Raw genomic sequence first — 18397 nt, 5'->3', positions numbered from 1 at the left:
TTTTTCGCTACTATTTGCCGCGTCAGCCAGATGATTTTTGGTACAAACCGGGTTTTTGAGGCCCAATCCTAATTTATTTATTTCCTAAATCTATGCCAGCCCCAAATTCGGACGATCGTACAAACATCCCAAAAAACCCGCGCAACCTCAGCCGCCAACAATACGAGCGTTTAACCGCAGAAATGGCCACTCCCTACCGGCCTTTGCGACAGTTTGTTTACGTAGCTTGTGGCGCTTCGGGCTTTATCGGCGGCTTGGTTTTCCTCGCTAAAATTGCCTCTGGCCGGGAAATTGGTTCTGCTTTGCCTAATTTTGCCCTTCAAGTCGGAGTGGTGGCCTTGATGGTGTTCCTGTTTCGCTGGGAGCAGCGCGCCGAGGGCCGATCCCCGAAGTCGAAGTAACAAAAGTTTACAAATCGAGACAAAAATCTATCTGAGGCAAGGAAAAGTTAGAAATATAAAGAAATTATTATGAAATCCTGGTTTGTCAGCGATCCCTGTCATTATAAGAATGTGGCTTTAATTGGGGTCAGCAAATTTAAAGGCCCTAATCATAAACCGCTTGTAATTCGTTCAATTGGGGTCAGCTTTCATAAAGACCCTAAATATATAAAATAAATTTAAGCCCAGCGCCAGCCTTCACTGATAGAAGAGCTGGCGTTCGGCATTTTGGTAGGCTCTGGAGCTTGGGAGAGAGAATCACTAGGGTGTGCACCGCGCACAGAGAGGCCCCTATAAGCGCCCTGAACCCAGTTTTGTCCCTAGCATCCGTATAGGTAATACCAGTTCCCAAAAATCCTGCAACAGTAGGCCCGTGATCTAAACCCGGATAATCATCAGTCATGTGCAAATCTAAAATCTAAAATCTCTCTAAAATCTCAAATGGTATAAGTGCTGGGGCGATCGAATAATTTGGCATTTCCCGAAGACATTAGCCTGTGCAGTAACTAATGAGATGTGTCAAAGTCTAAGTAGAAAAAGATGTTGGGAGGTTTTACTATGGGCCGATCATTTTTCCAAGGGCGGTGGACGTTATTTTTAGCAGCGGGGGCGGGGATTGTATTATACAGCAATGCTGCGGCGGCTGCCGAAAAGGTAGTGCTCAAATATAGTGCGATCCGAATGACTTTACCCGTCAGCGAATTAGAAATTTTTGCAGAAACTGGGCAAATGTCGCCCGCGTTAGAAATGCTGCTGGGGAAAGCAAAAAAAGACCCAGAAGCGGTTCGCAACAGTCTGATGAGACCAGTAAAAGTCAGTCAAAGCTTTTTGGATCGGACGCTTAAGAGCAAGGTTGGCGAAATAATTCTCGATGAAGTCGGTCAGGTAATTCGCACTCCTTCTGGGAATGCAAATCGAGAAGCTTTGCGCGAGGCATTGGTGCTGTCTGCAACTAATGATAACGAGATTACGCTGCTGGAAGCGATGAAGAATTATCCTACTCCAGAAGTTTATGTTGAGGGCGATCGCTTAGTTGAAGCTTACGGTAAACTTGTAGCTTTGTCAGAACAATTGGGCGGCGTTTCAGAACGGCTGCAAGATATTTTAAATAAGATTCGCCTGCCTAGACTGTAGTTGCTGTTAGGAAGGACGGTTGATTGCTTCGAGCGATCGCAGAATATTGCTGAACCTGCATCAATTACAGGGGAGTTACATTTTTTTTGTGCAAAATTTGCCTAATTTTGACACGAGTTAAAAACAAAATCTAACTCCAGGCAAGCTCCAAACCAGACGGGAATCAGTCATTCCTAATTCTAAAATCTAACATCTAAAATCCGATAACTTCGCTGTCAAATCTATATCGGGATAGATGTTCGAGAGCTTACAAAAAGTGTATCGAAGACTTAAATTTTTTAATGAAAGTATTTAAAACAAAAAATGCAGGCAAGAGGTTGTGTATCGCCCATAAACTGAAATAATATCGGGTGGACATTGGAGATTATCTATATTAATATAGAGAAACGCTGTCAGAGTCAGGCGCTTGTGGAAAAACGGCTTGTCATTAGTAAGCTCGTGCTATAACAAATGCCATTGCACCACGCATCCCCAAAACTCTTGACTAAAAAAATTGAAAAAAAAGGTGAGAGACTGGATTAATTAACAGCACCTCAAATCCCAATAAAACCTTACTTTTTAGGGGTCTACACTTTCACTCGCTCGACTCTATTTACTGGGTAACACTAGCAAAATGAACAACAATCCTATTCGTTCAAAAGACCGTTTTTTGGTTTTCGGCGCTCCGGCGATCGAAGATGCTGAAATTCAAGAATTGGTATCGACCATGAAAACAGGGTGGTTGGGGACAGGCCCGAAAGTCATGCGTTTTCAAGACGAATTCAATGCTTACAAGGGTTCCCAGTACGCGGTTGCAGTCAATTCTTGTACTGCGGCACTGCACTTGAGCCTCCTTGCTGCTTCGTTACAACCGGGAGATGAAGTCATTACTACTCCAATGACTTTTTGCGCTACAGTTAATGCGATCATCCACGCCGGGGCAACACCGGTACTGGCGGATGTAGATCCGGTGACAATGAATATTGACCCGGCTCAAGTCGAAGCTAAAATAACTCCAAAAACAAAAGCAATTTTGCCGGTTCACTTCGCGGGTCGTCCCTGCGATATGGATGCGCTTTGCGAGATTGTTAGCCGTCACAACTTGAAGTTAATTGAAGACTGTGCTCACGCGATCGAAACAAAGTACAAGGGACGGAAAGCAGGCACATTTGGCGACTTCGGATGCTTCAGCTTTTATGTTACTAAAAACATTACGACGGGCGAAGGAGGAATGATTCTGGTCACCAGTAAAGAAGATACCGACAGGCTCAACATTTTAGCCCTGCACGGTATGAGCAAAGATGCTTGGAAGCGATTCGGAGACTCGGGTTACAAGCACTACCAAGTGGTGGGAGTCGGTTTTAAATACAATATGATGGATCTGCAAGCTGCGATCGGCATTCATCAAATGAAACGAGTCACTCCTTATTGGCAGCGACGGGAGCAGATTTGGCAGCGCTACAACGAAGCATTTGCGGATCTGCCGATTACTTTGCCCGCGAACCCCGAACCGGATACAATTCATGCTTATCACCTGTACACCATTCTGGTAGATGAAGCCAAAACAGGAATCAGCCGCGACGAGTTTCTCAACGCTATCAATGCTGAAAATATCGGTGTCGGCGTACATTACATGAGTCTGCCGGAACATCCTATCTATCAAGAAATGTTTGGATGGCAGCCGGAAGACTATCCGAACGCTGCTTACATCGGGCGGCATACAGTTAGCTTGCCGATTTCTGCAAAATTAACAGATGCAGATGTGGAAGATGTAATTGCTGCTGTTAAAAAGTGTTTGGCGATCGGCCAAGCTAAAAGTCTAGTTTTAGCAACAGCAGACTAAAGTCGTTAAATAGGTTGTCATTAAAACATCCTAGCTGTTTTTTACAAAAAGCAAGTAGGATGTTTTTTAACTCCCCAACGCTTTCTTAGTTTTTAGCGCCAAGGCAGTCATTTTACTTAAATGTTATCGTTTTACAGTACAATCACTTTCAGGTTCCTGAATCTGCTTTTAAATAAAACAAGATAAAACAAGACAGCTCTATAAACTGAGCACTCCTCTCCTATGTGAATAGGCTTCTTGCCAAATTCTTTTTTATCACTTTATTGAGCAGGCGGGGCGCCCCCCACAAAAAAATGACTCTTGTGAAATGGACAGGAGAACCCGTCCAAGTTATTATTCAAGAGGTCTAATTTTTAGATGAAAGCAGACAAAGTTGAGTTGATTAAAAATTAATGCTATGTTAAAACTTAGTGCTTTATTGCCATTTCATTGTAATAACCGAGCCATCAGCCACGTATTTTTTTCAGTGTGCAAAGAATGGCAAGGCCCTGATCTGAAGGCACTTATGGTTGTCCCGAGTTGCGATCGCGAGTGCCGCGACTCCAATATAGTTGAAGCAATTCCGTCATTTCTGACACAATTGTATTACCGCAGCCCTAGTGCACCCAGAATTAAGGCAGAGAAGCGTTTTATCAAAGAGCTCAAAAAATTTGATGTTGCCTACTTGTGGCCCGGTACCTCAGTAGATACTGTAAAGAGCGTTAACAAGCAGAATAAGGCGATTTTTTGGGAGCGAGTTAATAATTCTCAAAGGCAAGCTAAGAGTATCCTTGACGATGCTTACTCTCGCTTGGGATTGCAACCTCAACACCACATTACCCCAGAGAAAATTCAGAGAGAAGAGCAAAAACTCAAGGAAATTGACTTTCTGTTTTGTCCTAGTCCGATAGTAGTAAAATCGTTTCAAGAAGCCGGAGTTTCTGAAGAGAAACTGCTTTTAACGACTGAAGGTTGGTCGCCAGAGCGTTTCCCCAATTATCAATCCCAAAAACCGCCTTCAGAGGAAGTTAACGTCCTTTTCCTAGGTTTTGCCTGCGTCCGCAAAGGGGTTCACCTGCTCTTACAGGCTTGGGAGCGAGCTGGCATTAAGGGATCGCTGACAATTTTTGGCAAACTCGAACCGGCGATCGCTGAAACTTGCAGGGATTTGCTGAAACGTTCTGATGTAGTTTACTTTGATTATGCTTTGGACTACAGTTCTGCCTATCGCCAAGCTGACTTTTTTGCCTTTCCCAGTCTTGAGGAAGGTAGCCCACTCGTCATCTATGAGGCAATGGGTCATGGTTTGCCCATTCTCGCTTCACCGATGGGAGGAGGTGGTGTTGTGCGTGATGGTATTGAGGGCATAATTCTTCCTCCCTACGATACTGACGCCTGGGTGGAGGGACTGCGAAAACTATCTAATTCTCCTGATTTGCGGGCTAAAATGGGAGCCGCCGCCCGTCAGCGAGCTTTGGAGTTGACATGGCCACAAGTTGCTGCTAAGCGCCAAGAGCAGATTCTGCAGAAAATGAACGCAAAATGAAAAATAGGCGTTGCTTAATCAGGGTATGAAAAAGATCGGTTGAAAATCGCCAAGCTTTGTCGATACTGGTTTCTATGACTGGCATATTTAGCCTTTCATACCGTAAATCAGCAACGCCGAAAAATAAATAGGGCTTACGGTGCAAAAGGTTTGTAATCAGATTGATGTGGACGGTTTGATGTACTGCCACTCTAGCACTGTTAATTTTATTTTTGTTCAGCCTTATTATAAAGAATTTTGGCAATAGCCAAGTCAACAGATAGCAGCCGCAATCTCTCTGTCTGGGGGTTTCAGGCTAATTTTCTCTTGAAATCTCTGAGAGTGTGTCGCCAGTAGGCTGACGAAATTAATCCGCACTGCGTAAGCAGAAATACTGTCCCCTGCAATTTGAGGCCCGAAGTTCAGCTCGACACTCACTCTCGACACTCACATAGCATATTGGAGGGGATGCCAGCAGAATTGGCCTGTAAAATTCACAAACCGTGGCCATATTTGGTTTTATGGTACTCAATAAGCCAAAGTTTCTAAAGTTTCCCGCAGATAAGAACGAACTTGCTGATCGATGGTGGCATTTTGCTGCTGACGCTCAAAATTGAGTTCTAGCTGCCAGCGTTGAAATCCTGAACTTGCGCCGATCGCGGATTTGAGACTGCCCCAGATTTCAGAATCTTCGCACAGCTCGATCGGCTCTGCGGCTTGAGGTTCTTGTGCGAGCGGTAGATAATTCGCCATATTGTTATACCTCTGTTTTAATCCCTTGTAAGGATTGAAAGCTGACCTTGACACTCTCTATTATAGATTCTTCTCTCCAAAGAGCCAACATAATATATCCACAACCTGCGATTAAAAATTAAATATTAAGACTATTAATAATCTCTATCCGAAGAGGGGCCTTACCTATTTTTTTTTCACAGCATACATCTGTACAAATTAAAGTAGCTTAAATTACAATTGTCCACCTCTTAATTTTTTATTTCACTTTTTTTTTCTAGACTGTTCGGGTAGAGATGTAACGCCGTTGGTGTCAGCAGGTTTTGTGTTGACACTACTGCCGACTGACGAATTCCCTATGCCGGATGCTGACCCAATTGACTCTGGGGGTGCAACCACAGTGGCAGTTGTCTCGGCTGCCAAAGCCGGCAAAAGTCGATCGACTTGCCAAGGCGCGATCGTAAAATCCTGCCGAATTTTTTCTAAAACATGAGGCTTTGTCGCTGCAAATTCTGATTCCGGCGTCAGCAAAACCGCCATGACACTAGCAGACACCTGCAAAAACAAATTGCTAGCGAAAAAAGCAGAAGCTGCCAACAACAATCCAGCCCACCGCCAGGAAGGAGGAAAGGGAGCCACCGAAGCCGCCAGGGGAGCCCATCGGTAAAGCTGCCACAAAATTACTGCCAGCAAAACAGCGACAAAAACAGCGATTCCTTGATTTAACTTAGTTTTAAACCGAGTCAGAAGCCGGTGCTGCACAGAAGTTAAATTCTGCGGTTTTACCGCCACAACTAAAATACTAAAAATGTAAAAAGGGCGGAACCACTGCATCCACAGCACAGGAACAATACCTGCTACACCCACTAAAAATATTTCTAACCAGACAGGGACCAAGGGAGAGCCCACTGCGAGTCCCAGCAAGCACAGTCCCAGGAAAATCGGCAGTGTAGCAGCCCCAGAAAGGTGAATCCACAAAAAAGTATCTGACCAAAAAGAACGCACTTTAAATAATTATCAGTTATGAGTTATGAGTTTTGAATTTTGAGAGTCTGGGACGCACTCTTGACCCAGAAACCCGGTGCGAAGAGTACATTTCTAGCGGTCAAACCGAGCATTTTGGGAGGAAACTCGGTTGATTTGCGTAAGTCTTATTTTAGTTTTAAATTTTGAATTTTCAGCAACAGCCAAGATGATTATGACCTTGTTAATTGCGAACATCTTTGCTTTTATTGCTTCTTCATTCTTTCCTCGATAACTAAAACCTTCTTCCTTCTGCTATAAGTTAAAAACCAAAGTTGCGAGTGATAAGTTTGGGAGTATTGAGTGAAGAGAAGAGTTGCGAGCGATCGGCAATTTGGTTGCGATCTCTCAAAAATTCTTTTCCCACTCAACACTCACAACTCAAAACTATTGAGAGAGAGTCCGGCGTTTAGTAACCATCCGGTAGGCTTCAATAATATCGCCATCCGCCCAGTCGCTAAACCCGCTCAAGGAAATGCCGCATTCAAAGCCAGCATTGACTTCCTTGGCATCTTCCTTCATCCGTTTTAGGGAGTCGAGGACACCTTCGTAAACGACATTGTTGCCCCGGCGCACCCGCACCTTACAGTTACGGATGACTTTGCCAGAGAGCACCATACATCCAGCCACAGCCCCGCGACCGATCGCAAAGACAGCGCGGACTTCGACTTGACCCAAAGGTTCTTCCACCAATTCGGGTTCCAGCAGGCCTTCCATCGCCCCTTGAATGTCATCCAAGAGGTTGTAGATGATGCTGTATTCCCGCACGTCTACGCCTGCTTGGTCAGCCGCGAGGCGAGCGTCGGTGGCGAGAGTAGTATTGAACCCGATAATTACAGCATTACTGGCTGCGGCGAGGTCAATATCCGTTTCTGTAATTTCCCCAGGAGCAGATAGCAGCAGTCGGAGTTGAACTTCTTTTTGAGGAAGTTGAGTCAGAGCGCCGACAATTGCTTCGAGGGAGCCTTGGACATCTGCCTTCAAGATCAAGTTGAGTTCCTTGAGAACGCCTTCCTTAGCTTGTTGAGAGAAGCCGCTGAGGCTGATCCGGCCGCCTTGCAACAGGCGGGAATCTCGTTGGGAGGTAGCTCTTCCAGTGGCGATCGCCGCAGCTTCTTTTTCGTTTGCGAAGACATCAAACTCGTCTCCGGCGCGAGGAACTTCCCGCAGGCCGAGCACTTCCACCGCGAAGGATGGAGTTGCTTGCTCTACGCGTTCGCCCCGGTCATCGATCATGGCGCGCACCTTGCCCAGAGCCGAGCCTGCGACCACAATATCGCCCACTCGCAGAGTGCCGTTCTGCACCAGCAGAGTTGCCACAGGCCCCCTTGCCTTGTCGAGGTGAGCTTCAATCACAGTACCCTTAGCCGGTCGGTGCGGGTTAGCGTTGAGGTCTTCCATTTCCGCGACTGTCAGAATCATTTCCAACAGCGTATCCAGGTTTTCGCCTCGGATCGCGCTGACTGGCACCATCGTGATATCGCCGCCCCAGTCATCTGCGACCAAGCCGTACTCAGTAAGCTCTTGCTTCACCCGTTCCGGCTGAGCACCCTCCTTGTCAACTTTATTGATAGCCACAACAATTGGCACTTTCGCCGCTTTCGCGTGGCTGATCGCTTCAATTGTCTGGGGTCGCACGCCGTCGTCCGCCGCCACCACCAAGATGGCGATGTCCGTAACCCGTGTTCCCCGAGCCCGCATCGCTGTAAAGGCTTCGTGACCGGGCGTATCCAAAAATACCACCTGTTGGCTCTTGCCTTCGTGTACCACATCCACGTGGTAAGCACCGATGTGCTGGGTAATGCCCCCAGCTTCTCCCTGAGCCACCTTGGTTTTGCGGATCGAGTCGAGCAAGGTAGTTTTACCGTGATCCACGTGACCCATAATCGTTACTACTGGCGGACGGCGTTCGAGGTATTCCAAATCCGCTTCGTCCAGCATCTCGATCACTTTGATAGCTGGCGCTACTTTTTCTGGGGTTTCCACCTCTACGCCCATTTCTTCGGCTACCATCCTCACCGCTGGAATGTCCAGGGTTTCGGTAATATTTACCGCAATTCCTTTAGAGAAAAGCCGCTTAATAATTTCGGTTTCGGGAACAGCCAGAGTAAGTGCTAGTTCTTGAACGGTCATCGGCCTGCTCAGCAGGAGCTTTTCTGGACGTTCTACCTTAGCTTCGGCTGTTTTGCCCCGGTTGCCGCGTCCCCCGCTGGAACCTGAAGAAGAACTTTTATCGTGAGAAGGGCCTGGTCTCTTATTTTTTCCGCTGCTTCCGGGTGCGCCCGGAGTTGGTGTTGACTTGGGTGCTGCTTGTCCCTTCGCTTTAGCTGGGCGGGCTAGGGACAGGCTGACCGTGACTGGTGCTGGCAGATCCAAGCCGTTTTCTAAGTCATCGTCATCCTCGTCTATGGGTTTGAGGCGAGAACGTTTTGCCTTAACTGCCTTGGCAGCTTTGGCAGCATCTGAGTTTTCGTCATCATCTTCTTCCCAAATAACCGATGTCTTTTTGGCAGGACGAGGGAGGGAGGGCCTTTCGAGGAGAGGAATCTCCAGCAACGGCGTATTATCTTCTTCATTGTCATCAGTGTCATCCCCTATTGCTCCGGTGTCACCGCCGCGGCTACGCAGCCCGGTAGCTGACGTTGCGGGGGCAAGGCTCCGGCGCGGTCCACCGGGCTGTGGTCGAGCGGCCAGTGGAGTTTTGACTGGGCCACCAGCGCCTTCCCGGCGCGGTCTTTGCGCGTCGCGAGATTCGGTAGGAGCTCCTGGTGCAGGTCTGCTGGGGCGGCTCGGTTTAGCTGGCGCTTCCAGAGTTTCTGACTGTTCTGATTGCTCTTGCTCGGTTCTTGCAAGTTTGAGTACCGGCTTGTTTCCCAGATTTTGTGGGGTACGGCTAGCAGACTCGGACGCCCCTCTGACTGGCGGCGACGTGAGTTTAGCCGAAGGCGCGGGAGGGGCGATCGGCGGTTGCGGGATGCGTTCTGGAGCCTTTTCCGACGGCGGTTGAGGTGCCGCAGGTGCCTGAGCCTGGGCGGTGGTTTCCGGGGCGATCGCACCTACAGTTTCCGACACTTCTGACGGAGCTGCCGAGACTGCGACATTTGGCTTCGACAGTACAGGTCTATTGATATTCGGTTTAGCTGGAGGCTGGAGTTGTTGAGCTGCAGGCGACTTGGGAGGAGTTGCCACGGTTGCCGCGGGCTGGTTTTTGTTCTCCTCGTTGCCTGCAGGCTGGGAGGAAGCACCAGCCGGGCGTACTTTTGGACTGCGTATTTCTAAAATTTGCTGCTTTTTTTGTTGGTCGTTAGGGTGAGGGCCAGATTCTCTAGATGGCGCTGCTGCTCTTTCGGGTGGAGCTGGCTTGCCGGGGGAAGAGTGGCTACTGGCTACGTATTTTTCCGCCGTTTTGCGAATGCGCTCTGCTTCGGATTCTGTAATTGTGCTGCTGTGGCTCTTGACTGAAATATTGAGCCGCTCGCATACTGCCAAGATGTCTTTATTATCCAAATTTAGTTCCCGTGATAATTCGTAAATTCTTACTTTGCCGTTGTTCATCCACTCTGCCCTCTTTTATGCCAACCAGTTTTTACATTGTGATTTTTTGTGCTAATGACGACATCATTCGGTGTGATTGATTCAGTGTCAGGAATCGGGGTTGCGGTACTCTCTCAGCAATTTTATCTAGAAAGATGCAACTCGCTGAAGTCTGCGGTTGAAGAATTCTCAAGTCTGTTTGGCAACTTGGAACTCCGAAGTCTGAGTTTTGGCAAAACCCACTCTCTCAAGCTTCAAAGTTTGCCTTTCCACCTTGAGGATACCTCTGCTAGTACCCTACCCTTATCTAATCTGACACAAATCTTTCCAGACTGGTGGGCAGATCGGATTGGGGTTTTATAGCTGGCGCTACCGGTAATTACTGGTAGGGCTGCCAAGAGGGTTTATACAGTCGATGCCGAACTATTGTCGGTTTTTCATCCGGGTGAGCCAGAGTAAGATGTACAGTCAGATGTGGCTAAACGCTGCCAAAGTGTTTGGTACAGTTCGTCAGACACAGGCGCTTTGAGCGATCGCCCAAGTCGATTTTTTTTCTGAGCTGCTTTGAGGCATTCTGTTTCCCGACAAAGGTAAGCAGAACGGCCCATGCCACGATCTAATTGTACCTGATGAGAAGGATAGAGCCTGACTACTCGCCAAAAAGCTTCCTTAGGAGCTATTTTTCGACAACTTGCACAGCACCGGTAGTTCGGTTTCATTTCTTGTGAGGGAGAGAGAGGGGAGTAGGGGACAAGTCCTGCTTGTCTCCCGAATAGAGAAAATCTTGTAAATGTCACAGTTTTTAGACTGTGGCTTCGGTTTCCTCCGTGGGGGCTGCCTCCTCTTCCTCAAATTCTGCGGTTTCCTCGTCGCTGTCGTAGTCGCCCGCTTCGTCTGCGTCGTAGTCGCCTGCTAGTTCTTCGAGCCTAGTTGCTTCTGCGGCCAATTTGCTGTCTTCGGCGGCGCGATCGTACTTAGCAATATCTTTGATATCGATTTTCCAACCGGTTAGGCGGGCCGCGAGACGGACGTTCTGACCTTCTTTGCCAATGGCAAGACTGAGTTGGTCTTCAGCGACCAAAATGTGAGCTCTCCTGCCTTCTGGAGCGACTAAACGCACTTCATCTACTCTAGCGGGACTCAGAGCGTTGGCAATATAAGTTGCTGGGTCTGGAGACCAGCGGATCACGTCGATTTTTTCGCCGCGCAATTCGTTGACTACTACCTGAATCCGCGATCCCCGCGCTCCGATGCAGGCTCCTACGGGGTCTACGTCGCGATCGAGAGTATCAACTGCTATTTTAGTCCGGGGGCCGACGTGCCGGGAGGGCGGATTTGCCTCCCTGGCTACGGCGACAATCCTCACCACCCCGTCTTCTATTTCTGGTACTTCGTTAGCAAACAGGTAAACCACCAAACCTGCGTCGGCTCTAGAAACAAGTAACTGTGGCCCTCTAGTAGAGCCTTCGCCTACTTTTTTGAGATAAACCTTGAATGTAGCGTTGGCCCGATAATTGTCGTTGGGCAACTGTTCGCGCTTCGGGAGTTCGGCATCTACTTCTGGCTGACCGAAGCTGCTGGTAACTGCTAAAATTACCGACTGCCTCTCAAACCTGAGCACTCTTGCTTGAAGAACAGTTTCTTCTAAATCTTTAAACTCTTCTTGAATCATTTTGCGCTGTTGGTCGCGCAGTTTTTGAGCCAGGACTTGTTTGGTCTGGATCGCGGCCATGCGACCAAATTCTTTTTGATTTGGTGTTACGTCTACGAGCACGATGCTCCCAGGCTGAGCTTCCGTGGCTACTTCTTGCACTTCCGTAAGTGAGATTTCGTGATCGGGATTGATGACTTCTTCGACAATAGTTTTGTTGGCTAAAACGCGGAAACCTTCTTGTTCTGCGTCGAGTTCTACATCAAAGTTGTCGAAGTATTCTTCGCTGAAGTGATCGAGTTTTTGGGTACGGCGGTAGCGTTCGTATCCTTTGAGCAGGGCTTCTCGCAAGGCTGCTTGGACGGCGTGTTTGGGTAAATTGCGTTCTTTGCTAATACCTTCGACCATTTCTTTTAGTCCGGGCAGGGGAACCATTGACATATAAAACTCTCCTTTTTTGCTGTGGTAATAAGTAACTGGTAACTGGTAATCGGTAATTGGTACTTGGAAATTTTCAAGAAAAAGTGATGACAGAGGAGTGATGAGTTACTGGATTGGATTAGGGGAACTCGGTGCTGTAACAATTTATTTGTTGTCCCTGTTCAACCTGCTGCTAGAGATGTGATTGTTAAAAATTAACTCGCAGCCAAGCGTTTTCAGCTTGCTGCGAGGCAATCTCAAAACTCAAAACTCAAAACTCAAAATTTCCCTCTACATCTCCTTTCCTTCGTCTAGTTCAACTTTGACAATTTGAGGGCGGGGAATTTTAACCTGTCGCCCTTTTTGATTGAGATAAACCGCTGTTTCATCCCGGCCCAGGAGTAGTCCTTTCCACTCTTTGATTCGCGAGTCCGGTTCGGTGGTTTTGGCTGTCACGGGGAAACCTTTAAAGGTAATGAATTCTCGATCGCTGCTGAGCAATCGGGATATTCCGGGACTGGAAATCTCTAGCACGTAGGCATCGGGTATGATGTCGGCTGCCTCTAACTCAGCATCGAGGGCTGTGCTCATGCGCTCGCAGTCGGCTAAACCAGTGTCTTGTTGGAGGTTGCGGATGTCTACCCGCAACACGGGAGGATTTTGGTTGGTGTGAAACACTGCTCCCACTACTTCCAATCCCAGTGTTTCCGCAACGGGGGTAGCTAAGTCAATGATTTGTGGGATTAGGGGATGAGTCATATCGAATACTTAAGTTAAAACTCCTAAACTCGGACAGGGGCAAGGAAAAATTTGGTGTTGAGATTGCTTGGCTTTGAGGTGGTTTGATTAGGTGGCTGCGACTTTCGTCTTCAACTTTGGGACTTACCCAACATCCCAGCAGGGGATCTCAAGCGGGGGGGTACCCCTACTAAATCAGTCCTCAACTTGCAAGTCAGACGCCCCGAGCTCTTTTCCTGCGACTAATGCAACAAAAAAAGTGGGCTTGACCCACTCCTAGGTAAAACAATTTCTTCCAAGAAGTTTGAGGACTTCTTCCGATCGAAGGGAGGCCTCTGTTCTCAGTTTAGCTCGATCGCCCGTCCGGTGACAAACCGAATCGGCATTGGCGGACTGTCCGAGGGCAGAAGAGGAGAGCTGACAGGGGAAATAAGGACGACTCGATCACCGTTTTGGAGTGGGGTGGGGCGAGGGCAAATTCCTGGTTGATACCGAAGCCGGTGCGATCGTCCCTAAAACTGTTGGCGATGGTCACTCAGGCGTTCTAGGACTTGCGATACGGGAGTTTCTTTGGGAAATTCTCATTTTAGTTCGGACAAGCCCTCTGCTTCTGGATAGGTGGCGAAGAGTTTGACAGTGAGGGTGATTGGTAGATTCGACATGGGCGATCGCCAAATTAACGGTATATTGACAAAACAGCCAAACTAAGATTCACCATAAAAAATCCCCATTACTAATGCTGAATAGGAAGCTCAATTACAAACTCTACCCCCCATTTGGGCGAGGAGATGCAGGTCAGCGTACCCCCATGTTTTGCTTCTACAATCTCACGGCTAATAGACAAGCCTAAACCTGTCCCTTTACCCACTGATTTTGTAGTAAACATCGGCGTAAATAAATGCTGCATTATCTCCGGCGTTATCCCCAGCCCATTGTCAGCAATCCGAATCACCACTCTGTCGCCCTGAAGCATTTCAGTAGATATCCGAATCTGTGGATTGTCATTGCTCTGTTGCTTTTCCCCGCAGAGCGGACAACTTATCGTAGACTCTTCTAAAGCATCAATTGCATTCGCTAATACATTCATAAACACCTGATTGATTTGCCCAGGATAGCACTCTACCAGCGGTAATTCGCCGTACTCTTTAATAACCTTAATAGCTGGGTGAGTGCCTTTACCTTTCAATCGATGACCTAAAATCAACAGGGTACTATCTAGCCCATCGTGAATATTCACTGGCGTTAGTGCCGATGTATCCAACCGAGAAAAATTACGCAGTGACATAGAAAGATTGTAAAGTCGCTCTGTTCCGACCGCCATTGAATCAATAATTTTTGGCAAATCTTCAACAATAAAATCTAACTCAATCTCCTGGCACTTATCCTCAAATTCTGATGTCGAAGTAACGTTGTGCTGGCAAAGCCGAGTCATCCCGATCAAATCGGCAATATATTCCTTGGCAATAGGGATATTATTGGATATAAAACTAACTGGATTGTTAATTTCGTGAGCCACCCCAGCTACAAGTTGACCAAGGCAAGCCATCTTTTCACTTTGAACGATTTGCACTTGAGCTTTTTTAAGATTCTCTAAAGCTTGAGAAAGTTCAGCCGTTCGTTCTTCCACCCGTTTTTCTAACTCCTGCGCGAGCTGATGTAACGCTGCTTCTGCTGCGAGCCTGTCTTCTATTTCCAGTTTCAGCATTAGGTTTTGCTCGGCGAGAATTTTAGTCAAAGAACGCAGTTTTAAATGGAGGTTGACGCGAGCTAACACCTCCTTTTGTTCAAAGGGCTTAGTAATGTAATCCACCGCCCCTAAATTAAAGCCTTTGACCTTATCTCCTATGTCAGAAAGAGCGGTCATAAAAATTACGGAAATTTCGTTCGTCAACGGACTTGCCTTCAACCGATGGCAGGTTTCAAACCCGTCAATTCCTGGCATCATCACATCTAACAGAATCAAATCAGGCTGACTATATTCAGCCTGTTCGATGGCAGTTTCGCCATCAGTTGCTACCAATATCTCCCATCCTGAACCAGCTAAAGCTTCAGAAAGCACGTCCAGATTGCTAGGATTGTCATCGACGATTAAGATGCTACTTGTTTCCATATTTGCTGCCTTCATTCTTTTTCTATCCTGTGGGATGTAATAAACTCTTTGATTTTTTTGACTTGATAACCTTGGGCTAACTGGCGCAGCTCAACAGCAAAGGGCACAAATTGCTGATCTAACTTCTCTAGGTGCTCACTGCGCTTCACAATTCCTTTCACGTTGCCTCTCATAGCCAGTTCAAATAAAAGTTCCATTTCTCCGGGCGGGGGAGCAACTACAGAGGTAGATTCAGAAAGTGATTGAGGATCTGATGAAAAAGGAATAGCGCTGATTTTTTCATTTTTTCGTTCCTCATATATCCATTCAAGTTTTAAATACTTTTGCAATATCTCAAATAGCTCTTCTGCCTGCACTGGCTTACCGAGAAAATCGTTGGCTCCCCCCTCCAAACTTTTATGTTGATCGGTAGCAAATACACTGGCAGATGAAGCAATGATTGCCACGTCTTTATAGTGGGGCAAATTTCGGATACGGCGCATCATCTCAAAGCCATCTAACACTGGCATCACCAAGTCAGTAATAATCAAATCAAACTTAAACTCTTCTACTTTTTCTAAACCCTCTTGACCGTTTTTAGCTTCGGTTACTTCAAAGCCGAGGGGTTCCAGGAGATTGACAATGACCGAGAGGTTTTCCCATTTGTCATCCACAACCAAAACTTTCTGCTTTCTACCTTGGTAGCCAACCAGCTTTCTTTGCTTGGCAACCGTGGCTGTATTTGCCCAGTCTGCCGCTTCCGGTAAATCCAAATCTAGCCAAAAAACACTGCCGACTCCTGACTGACTTTTTACTTGAATTGTACTACCCATCATTTCAACAATTTTCTGGCTAATTGTTAAACCGAGCCCGGTTCCTTCCGCCTGACGCTTGCTGTCTCCTACCTGTTCAAAAGGCAAAAATATTTTTTTTAATTGTTCGGGTGTCATACCCACGCCAGTATCTTCAATTTGAAATCTAATTTTGTGAATTGGTGAGTCTGGCATTTGCTCATTGGTTTGTAGCTTTTCACCTGTCCCCTTTTCCAGATGTTCTATCTTAAAAGTCACTCGTCCCGAGTCTGTAAACTTAATTGCATTGCTCAGTAAGTTAATTAGTACCTGTCGCAAGCGTTTCTCGTCAGCGTAGATGCCAGCAGGAATTTCCAAACTGGGTTGATAAACAAAAGCAATTCCTTTTTGTTCGGCTCGGATGCGGCAGATTTCCGCGACTCCCTGCAAAAAGGAAGGAAAATGGAAATCTTTCGCGTACAGTTCCAATTTCTGAGCTTCAATTTTAGCGAGGTCTAAGATGTCATTAATCAGGGTTAACAGGTGGGAACCACACTGGTGAATAATACTGATGCCTTGGATATCTTTCGGAGCCATCGTTTTTGAGCGTTCTAGGATTTGAGCGTATCCTAAAATTCCATTGAGTGGCGTTCTCAATTCGTGACTCATATTCGCTAAAAATTCACTTTTAGCTTGGTTTGCAGTATCAGCGATTTGTTTTGCTTCCGTCAGTTCAGCGGTGCGTTCTTCTACTCGGATTTCTAGCTCGGAATTGGTCTTGGCTAGCGCCTCAAAGGATTCGCGCAACTGTTGTGCCATAAGGTTGAAAGACTGACCCAAAACTTCTAGTTCTTCTATGCCTTTTACCTGCACATTTTCTTTTAACTCGCCAGTGGCGATCGCTCTCGAAGCTGCGCTCAAACCGAGAATCGGGCTGGTAATCCAGCGTGCGGTTAAAATTCCCAAAACTGTAGCCAGCGCCAAGGCTCCCAAACACAACAAAATCGTAGTCTGGGTATTGGCGTTAATTTGATCCATGAAATCGCTTTCAGGAACTACGACGACGATCAGCCAGTCCAATCCTCGGCTATCCTGAAAGGGCAGAACTTGGAGGAATTCTCGCTGGCCGGCGATCGTAAAATCCAATTGCTGAGAGCTATTAATTTTAGTGAGGTCGCCAAAGTGTTCTTTTAAATGCGCTGTTGTCAGCCGAATTAAATCATCTGTGCTCTCTAAAGCATTCAGGCGATCTAGTTTGCCATTGTTGATGATAAATGCTTCTTTGAGAGTGGAACTCCCTACTAGGAGTCCAGAACGTTCCATAATGAATGTCTGTCCCGATCGACCGATTTTTATGCTTTGCAGAAAGTCGCTGAGGAAAGAGATCAAAAAATTAGCAACGAATACTCCGCGCAGTTCGCCACTTTCGTCATAAACTGGATGTCCGGCAGGGAGGGAGAGCGTTTTCTGACCTGTAAGCGGAAAAATTTCGCTCCATGTGGGCTGGCCTAAGCGTACACTGTCTTTATACCATGAACGGCGGAGTATATTGTAGTTGCGGGAGACTTGTAAGAGCTTTCTTTGATTGTTTTTGCTATCAGATTCATAAATATGAAGTTCATTCCGATGCTCTTTGTCTGCTATTTTAAAAAATATTTTGCCATTCTCTTGGCGTTCAATCGCCATGAACTCTCCCGTTTTAGTAGCAAAACCCATCTGGGGCAGAGAAGGAAAAGCTTGAAGTTGCTCCCACAAATAGCGCTCCATACTCTCCAATTTGTCGGGATTTAAGTATCCTAGGCGAAGGGCATTGGCATTCAGTTGATTGACGCGAGGGGCTGTATCTAGGTAAGTGTTGAGCTGCTGCTGGATGCGGGCCGTAATTTCACTCCGCAACTGGCTGGCCACTTCGTTGACTGCTTTTTGCCCGTTGCGTAAGGATAGCCAGCCTGTCAACCCGACGGCAGCAAATATTTGCAGAACGAATGGCAATACTAAAATCAGGCGCAGGGACACCTTTTTTTTAGAACGATTTGACAGGAAAGTGCTTGGAGAGGTCTGTGACATTGATTCGTGTTACTCCTGAGGTAACGAGTTGGCTGAAAAATCTCAGTGGATTTAGTGAAATGAGGCTGAGGAAATATATATTGAAAAGCAATCTCTAATAGTTAGTGAAAAGTTTGAGACAGTAACTTGCTTAAACAAGCATTGCTACTTACGTATTTTCCCTGAAAGTGTTATAATTATAGCTGACTTAAAATCCTGACTCGCTTATTTTTTTCTAGCAGTTGTAAGTTTTTTATCGCTTAGCAAAGCAGTTAGAAACCCTATCTAATAGATTACCTCGTTTAGAGATATTTGTAGTAGTTTTTAACTTTACTTTACACAGTGCTACTAAAAAGTATAATTTCATTAAACTTACATATAAAGTGATATAATATACGTCTAAAAAAAATAGACCTTTCTCGCTAAAAAAATGACACGCAGGCCGCTGAGAACCGTAACGGCGGTCTAACTCA

The 18397-nt window shown here is 46.6% G+C and carries 14 protein-coding genes; 5 read left to right on the top strand and 9 right to left on the bottom strand.

Annotated elements, in window-relative coordinates; translation table 11 throughout:
- Nucleotides 1–92: 92 nt before the first annotated feature.
- From QUA23_RS14495 to QUA23_RS14480, 4 genes are all read left to right on the top strand, one after another.
- Nucleotides 93–401 (top strand): DUF3493 domain-containing protein, encoded by a 309-nt coding sequence (locus QUA23_RS14495; protein ID WP_333057719.1) that lies wholly within the window; start codon nt 93–95, stop codon nt 399–401.
- Between the two features lie 597 nt (nt 402–998).
- Entirely contained in the window at nt 999–1574 is a 576-nt protein-coding gene (locus tag QUA23_RS14490; RefSeq protein WP_333077128.1) for an alpha/beta hydrolase, read from the top strand.
- A 613-nt stretch (nt 1575–2187) separates the two neighbouring features.
- The gene (locus tag QUA23_RS14485; protein WP_333077129.1) at nt 2188–3396 is read left to right on the top strand and encodes a DegT/DnrJ/EryC1/StrS family aminotransferase; all 1209 of its coding nucleotides are present in this window, start codon (nt 2188–2190) and stop codon (nt 3394–3396) included.
- 505 nt (nt 3397–3901) lie between these two features.
- Nucleotides 3902–4921: a glycosyltransferase family 4 protein gene (locus tag QUA23_RS14480; RefSeq protein ID WP_333077130.1), complete on the top strand. Its 1020-nt coding sequence runs from the start codon at nt 3902–3904 to the stop codon at nt 4919–4921.
- A gap of 507 nt (nt 4922–5428) precedes the next feature.
- Here QUA23_RS14480 and QUA23_RS14475 read toward each other — a convergent pair.
- The 3 genes from QUA23_RS14475 to infB all read right to left on the bottom strand — a co-directional run bounded on the left by QUA23_RS14475 (nt 5429) and on the right by infB (nt 10210).
- Nucleotides 5429–5653 carry a hypothetical protein gene (locus QUA23_RS14475; RefSeq protein WP_333040946.1) on the bottom strand — a complete coding sequence of 75 codons (225 nt, stop codon included), beginning with the start codon at nt 5651–5653 and terminating at the stop codon, nt 5429–5431.
- A 243-nt stretch (nt 5654–5896) separates the two neighbouring features.
- Nucleotides 5897–6637 (bottom strand): low-complexity tail membrane protein, encoded by a 741-nt coding sequence (locus QUA23_RS14470; protein WP_333077131.1) that lies wholly within the window; start codon nt 6635–6637, stop codon nt 5897–5899.
- A gap of 405 nt (nt 6638–7042) precedes the next feature.
- Nucleotides 7043–10210, bottom strand: coding sequence for a translation initiation factor IF-2 (gene infB, locus QUA23_RS14465; RefSeq protein WP_333077132.1), 3168 nt, complete (start codon nt 10208–10210; stop codon nt 7043–7045).
- A 72-nt stretch (nt 10211–10282) separates the two neighbouring features.
- Between infB and QUA23_RS14460 the strand changes: the two genes are divergently transcribed.
- Nucleotides 10283–10552 carry a hypothetical protein gene (locus tag QUA23_RS14460; RefSeq protein WP_333093896.1) on the top strand — a complete coding sequence of 90 codons (270 nt, stop codon included), beginning with the start codon at nt 10283–10285 and terminating at the stop codon, nt 10550–10552.
- 74 nt (nt 10553–10626) lie between these two features.
- Here QUA23_RS14460 and QUA23_RS14455 read toward each other — a convergent pair whose 3' ends face one another.
- From QUA23_RS14455 to QUA23_RS14430, 6 genes are all read right to left on the bottom strand, one after another.
- Nucleotides 10627–10908, bottom strand: a complete 282-nt coding sequence (locus tag QUA23_RS14455) for a YlxR family protein (protein WP_333066666.1) — start codon at nt 10906–10908, stop codon at nt 10627–10629.
- Between the two features lie 83 nt (nt 10909–10991).
- Nucleotides 10992–12281: a transcription termination factor NusA gene (gene nusA / locus QUA23_RS14450; RefSeq protein WP_333077135.1), complete on the bottom strand. Its 1290-nt coding sequence runs from the start codon at nt 12279–12281 to the stop codon at nt 10992–10994.
- 270 nt (nt 12282–12551) lie between these two features.
- Nucleotides 12552–13019: a ribosome maturation factor RimP gene (gene rimP / locus QUA23_RS14445; protein ID WP_333040953.1), complete on the bottom strand. Its 468-nt coding sequence runs from the start codon at nt 13017–13019 to the stop codon at nt 12552–12554.
- Between the two features lie 325 nt (nt 13020–13344).
- Complete coding sequence (locus QUA23_RS14440) at nt 13345–13533, bottom strand: hypothetical protein (protein WP_333077136.1); 189 nt, start codon at nt 13531–13533, stop codon at nt 13345–13347.
- Nucleotides 13534–13731: 198 nt separating this feature from the next.
- Nucleotides 13732–15123, bottom strand: coding sequence for a response regulator (locus tag QUA23_RS14435; protein WP_333077137.1), 1392 nt, complete (start codon nt 15121–15123; stop codon nt 13732–13734).
- The gene (locus QUA23_RS14430; RefSeq protein ID WP_333077138.1) at nt 15120–17945 is read right to left on the bottom strand and encodes an ATP-binding protein; all 2826 of its coding nucleotides are present in this window, start codon (nt 17943–17945) and stop codon (nt 15120–15122) included. The genes QUA23_RS14435 and QUA23_RS14430 overlap by 4 nt, the downstream gene beginning before the upstream one ends.
- Nucleotides 17946–18397: the final 452 nt, after the last annotated feature.

Source organism: Microcoleus sp. Pol1C5, assembly GCF_036701115.1.
Classification (GTDB): Bacteria; Cyanobacteriota; Cyanobacteriia; order Cyanobacteriales; family Microcoleaceae; genus Microcoleus.
This window is presented reverse-complemented; position numbering and strand designations above follow the sequence as displayed.

Coding starts and splice junctions, on each gene's coding strand:
- QUA23_RS14455 (WP_333066666.1), bottom strand. CDS start 10,908: ATGAAACCGAACTACCGGTGCTGTGCAAGTTGTCGAAAAATAGCTCCT.
- rimP (WP_333040953.1), bottom strand. CDS start 13,019: ATGACTCATCCCCTAATCCCACAAATCATTGACTTAGCTACCCCCGTT.
- QUA23_RS14485 (WP_333077129.1), top strand. CDS start 2,188: ATGAACAACAATCCTATTCGTTCAAAAGACCGTTTTTTGGTTTTCGGC.
- infB (WP_333077132.1), bottom strand. CDS start 10,210: ATGAACAACGGCAAAGTAAGAATTTACGAATTATCACGGGAACTAAAT.
- QUA23_RS14480 (WP_333077130.1), top strand. CDS start 3,902: ATGGTTGTCCCGAGTTGCGATCGCGAGTGCCGCGACTCCAATATAGTT.
- QUA23_RS14490 (WP_333077128.1), top strand. CDS start 999: ATGGGCCGATCATTTTTCCAAGGGCGGTGGACGTTATTTTTAGCAGCG.
- QUA23_RS14495 (WP_333057719.1), top strand. CDS start 93: ATGCCAGCCCCAAATTCGGACGATCGTACAAACATCCCAAAAAACCCG.
- QUA23_RS14430 (WP_333077138.1), bottom strand. CDS start 17,945: ATGTCACAGACCTCTCCAAGCACTTTCCTGTCAAATCGTTCTAAAAAA.
- QUA23_RS14475 (WP_333040946.1), bottom strand. CDS start 5,653: ATGGCGAATTATCTACCGCTCGCACAAGAACCTCAAGCCGCAGAGCCG.
- nusA (WP_333077135.1), bottom strand. CDS start 12,281: ATGTCAATGGTTCCCCTGCCCGGACTAAAAGAAATGGTCGAAGGTATT.
- QUA23_RS14435 (WP_333077137.1), bottom strand. CDS start 15,123: ATGAAGGCAGCAAATATGGAAACAAGTAGCATCTTAATCGTCGATGAC.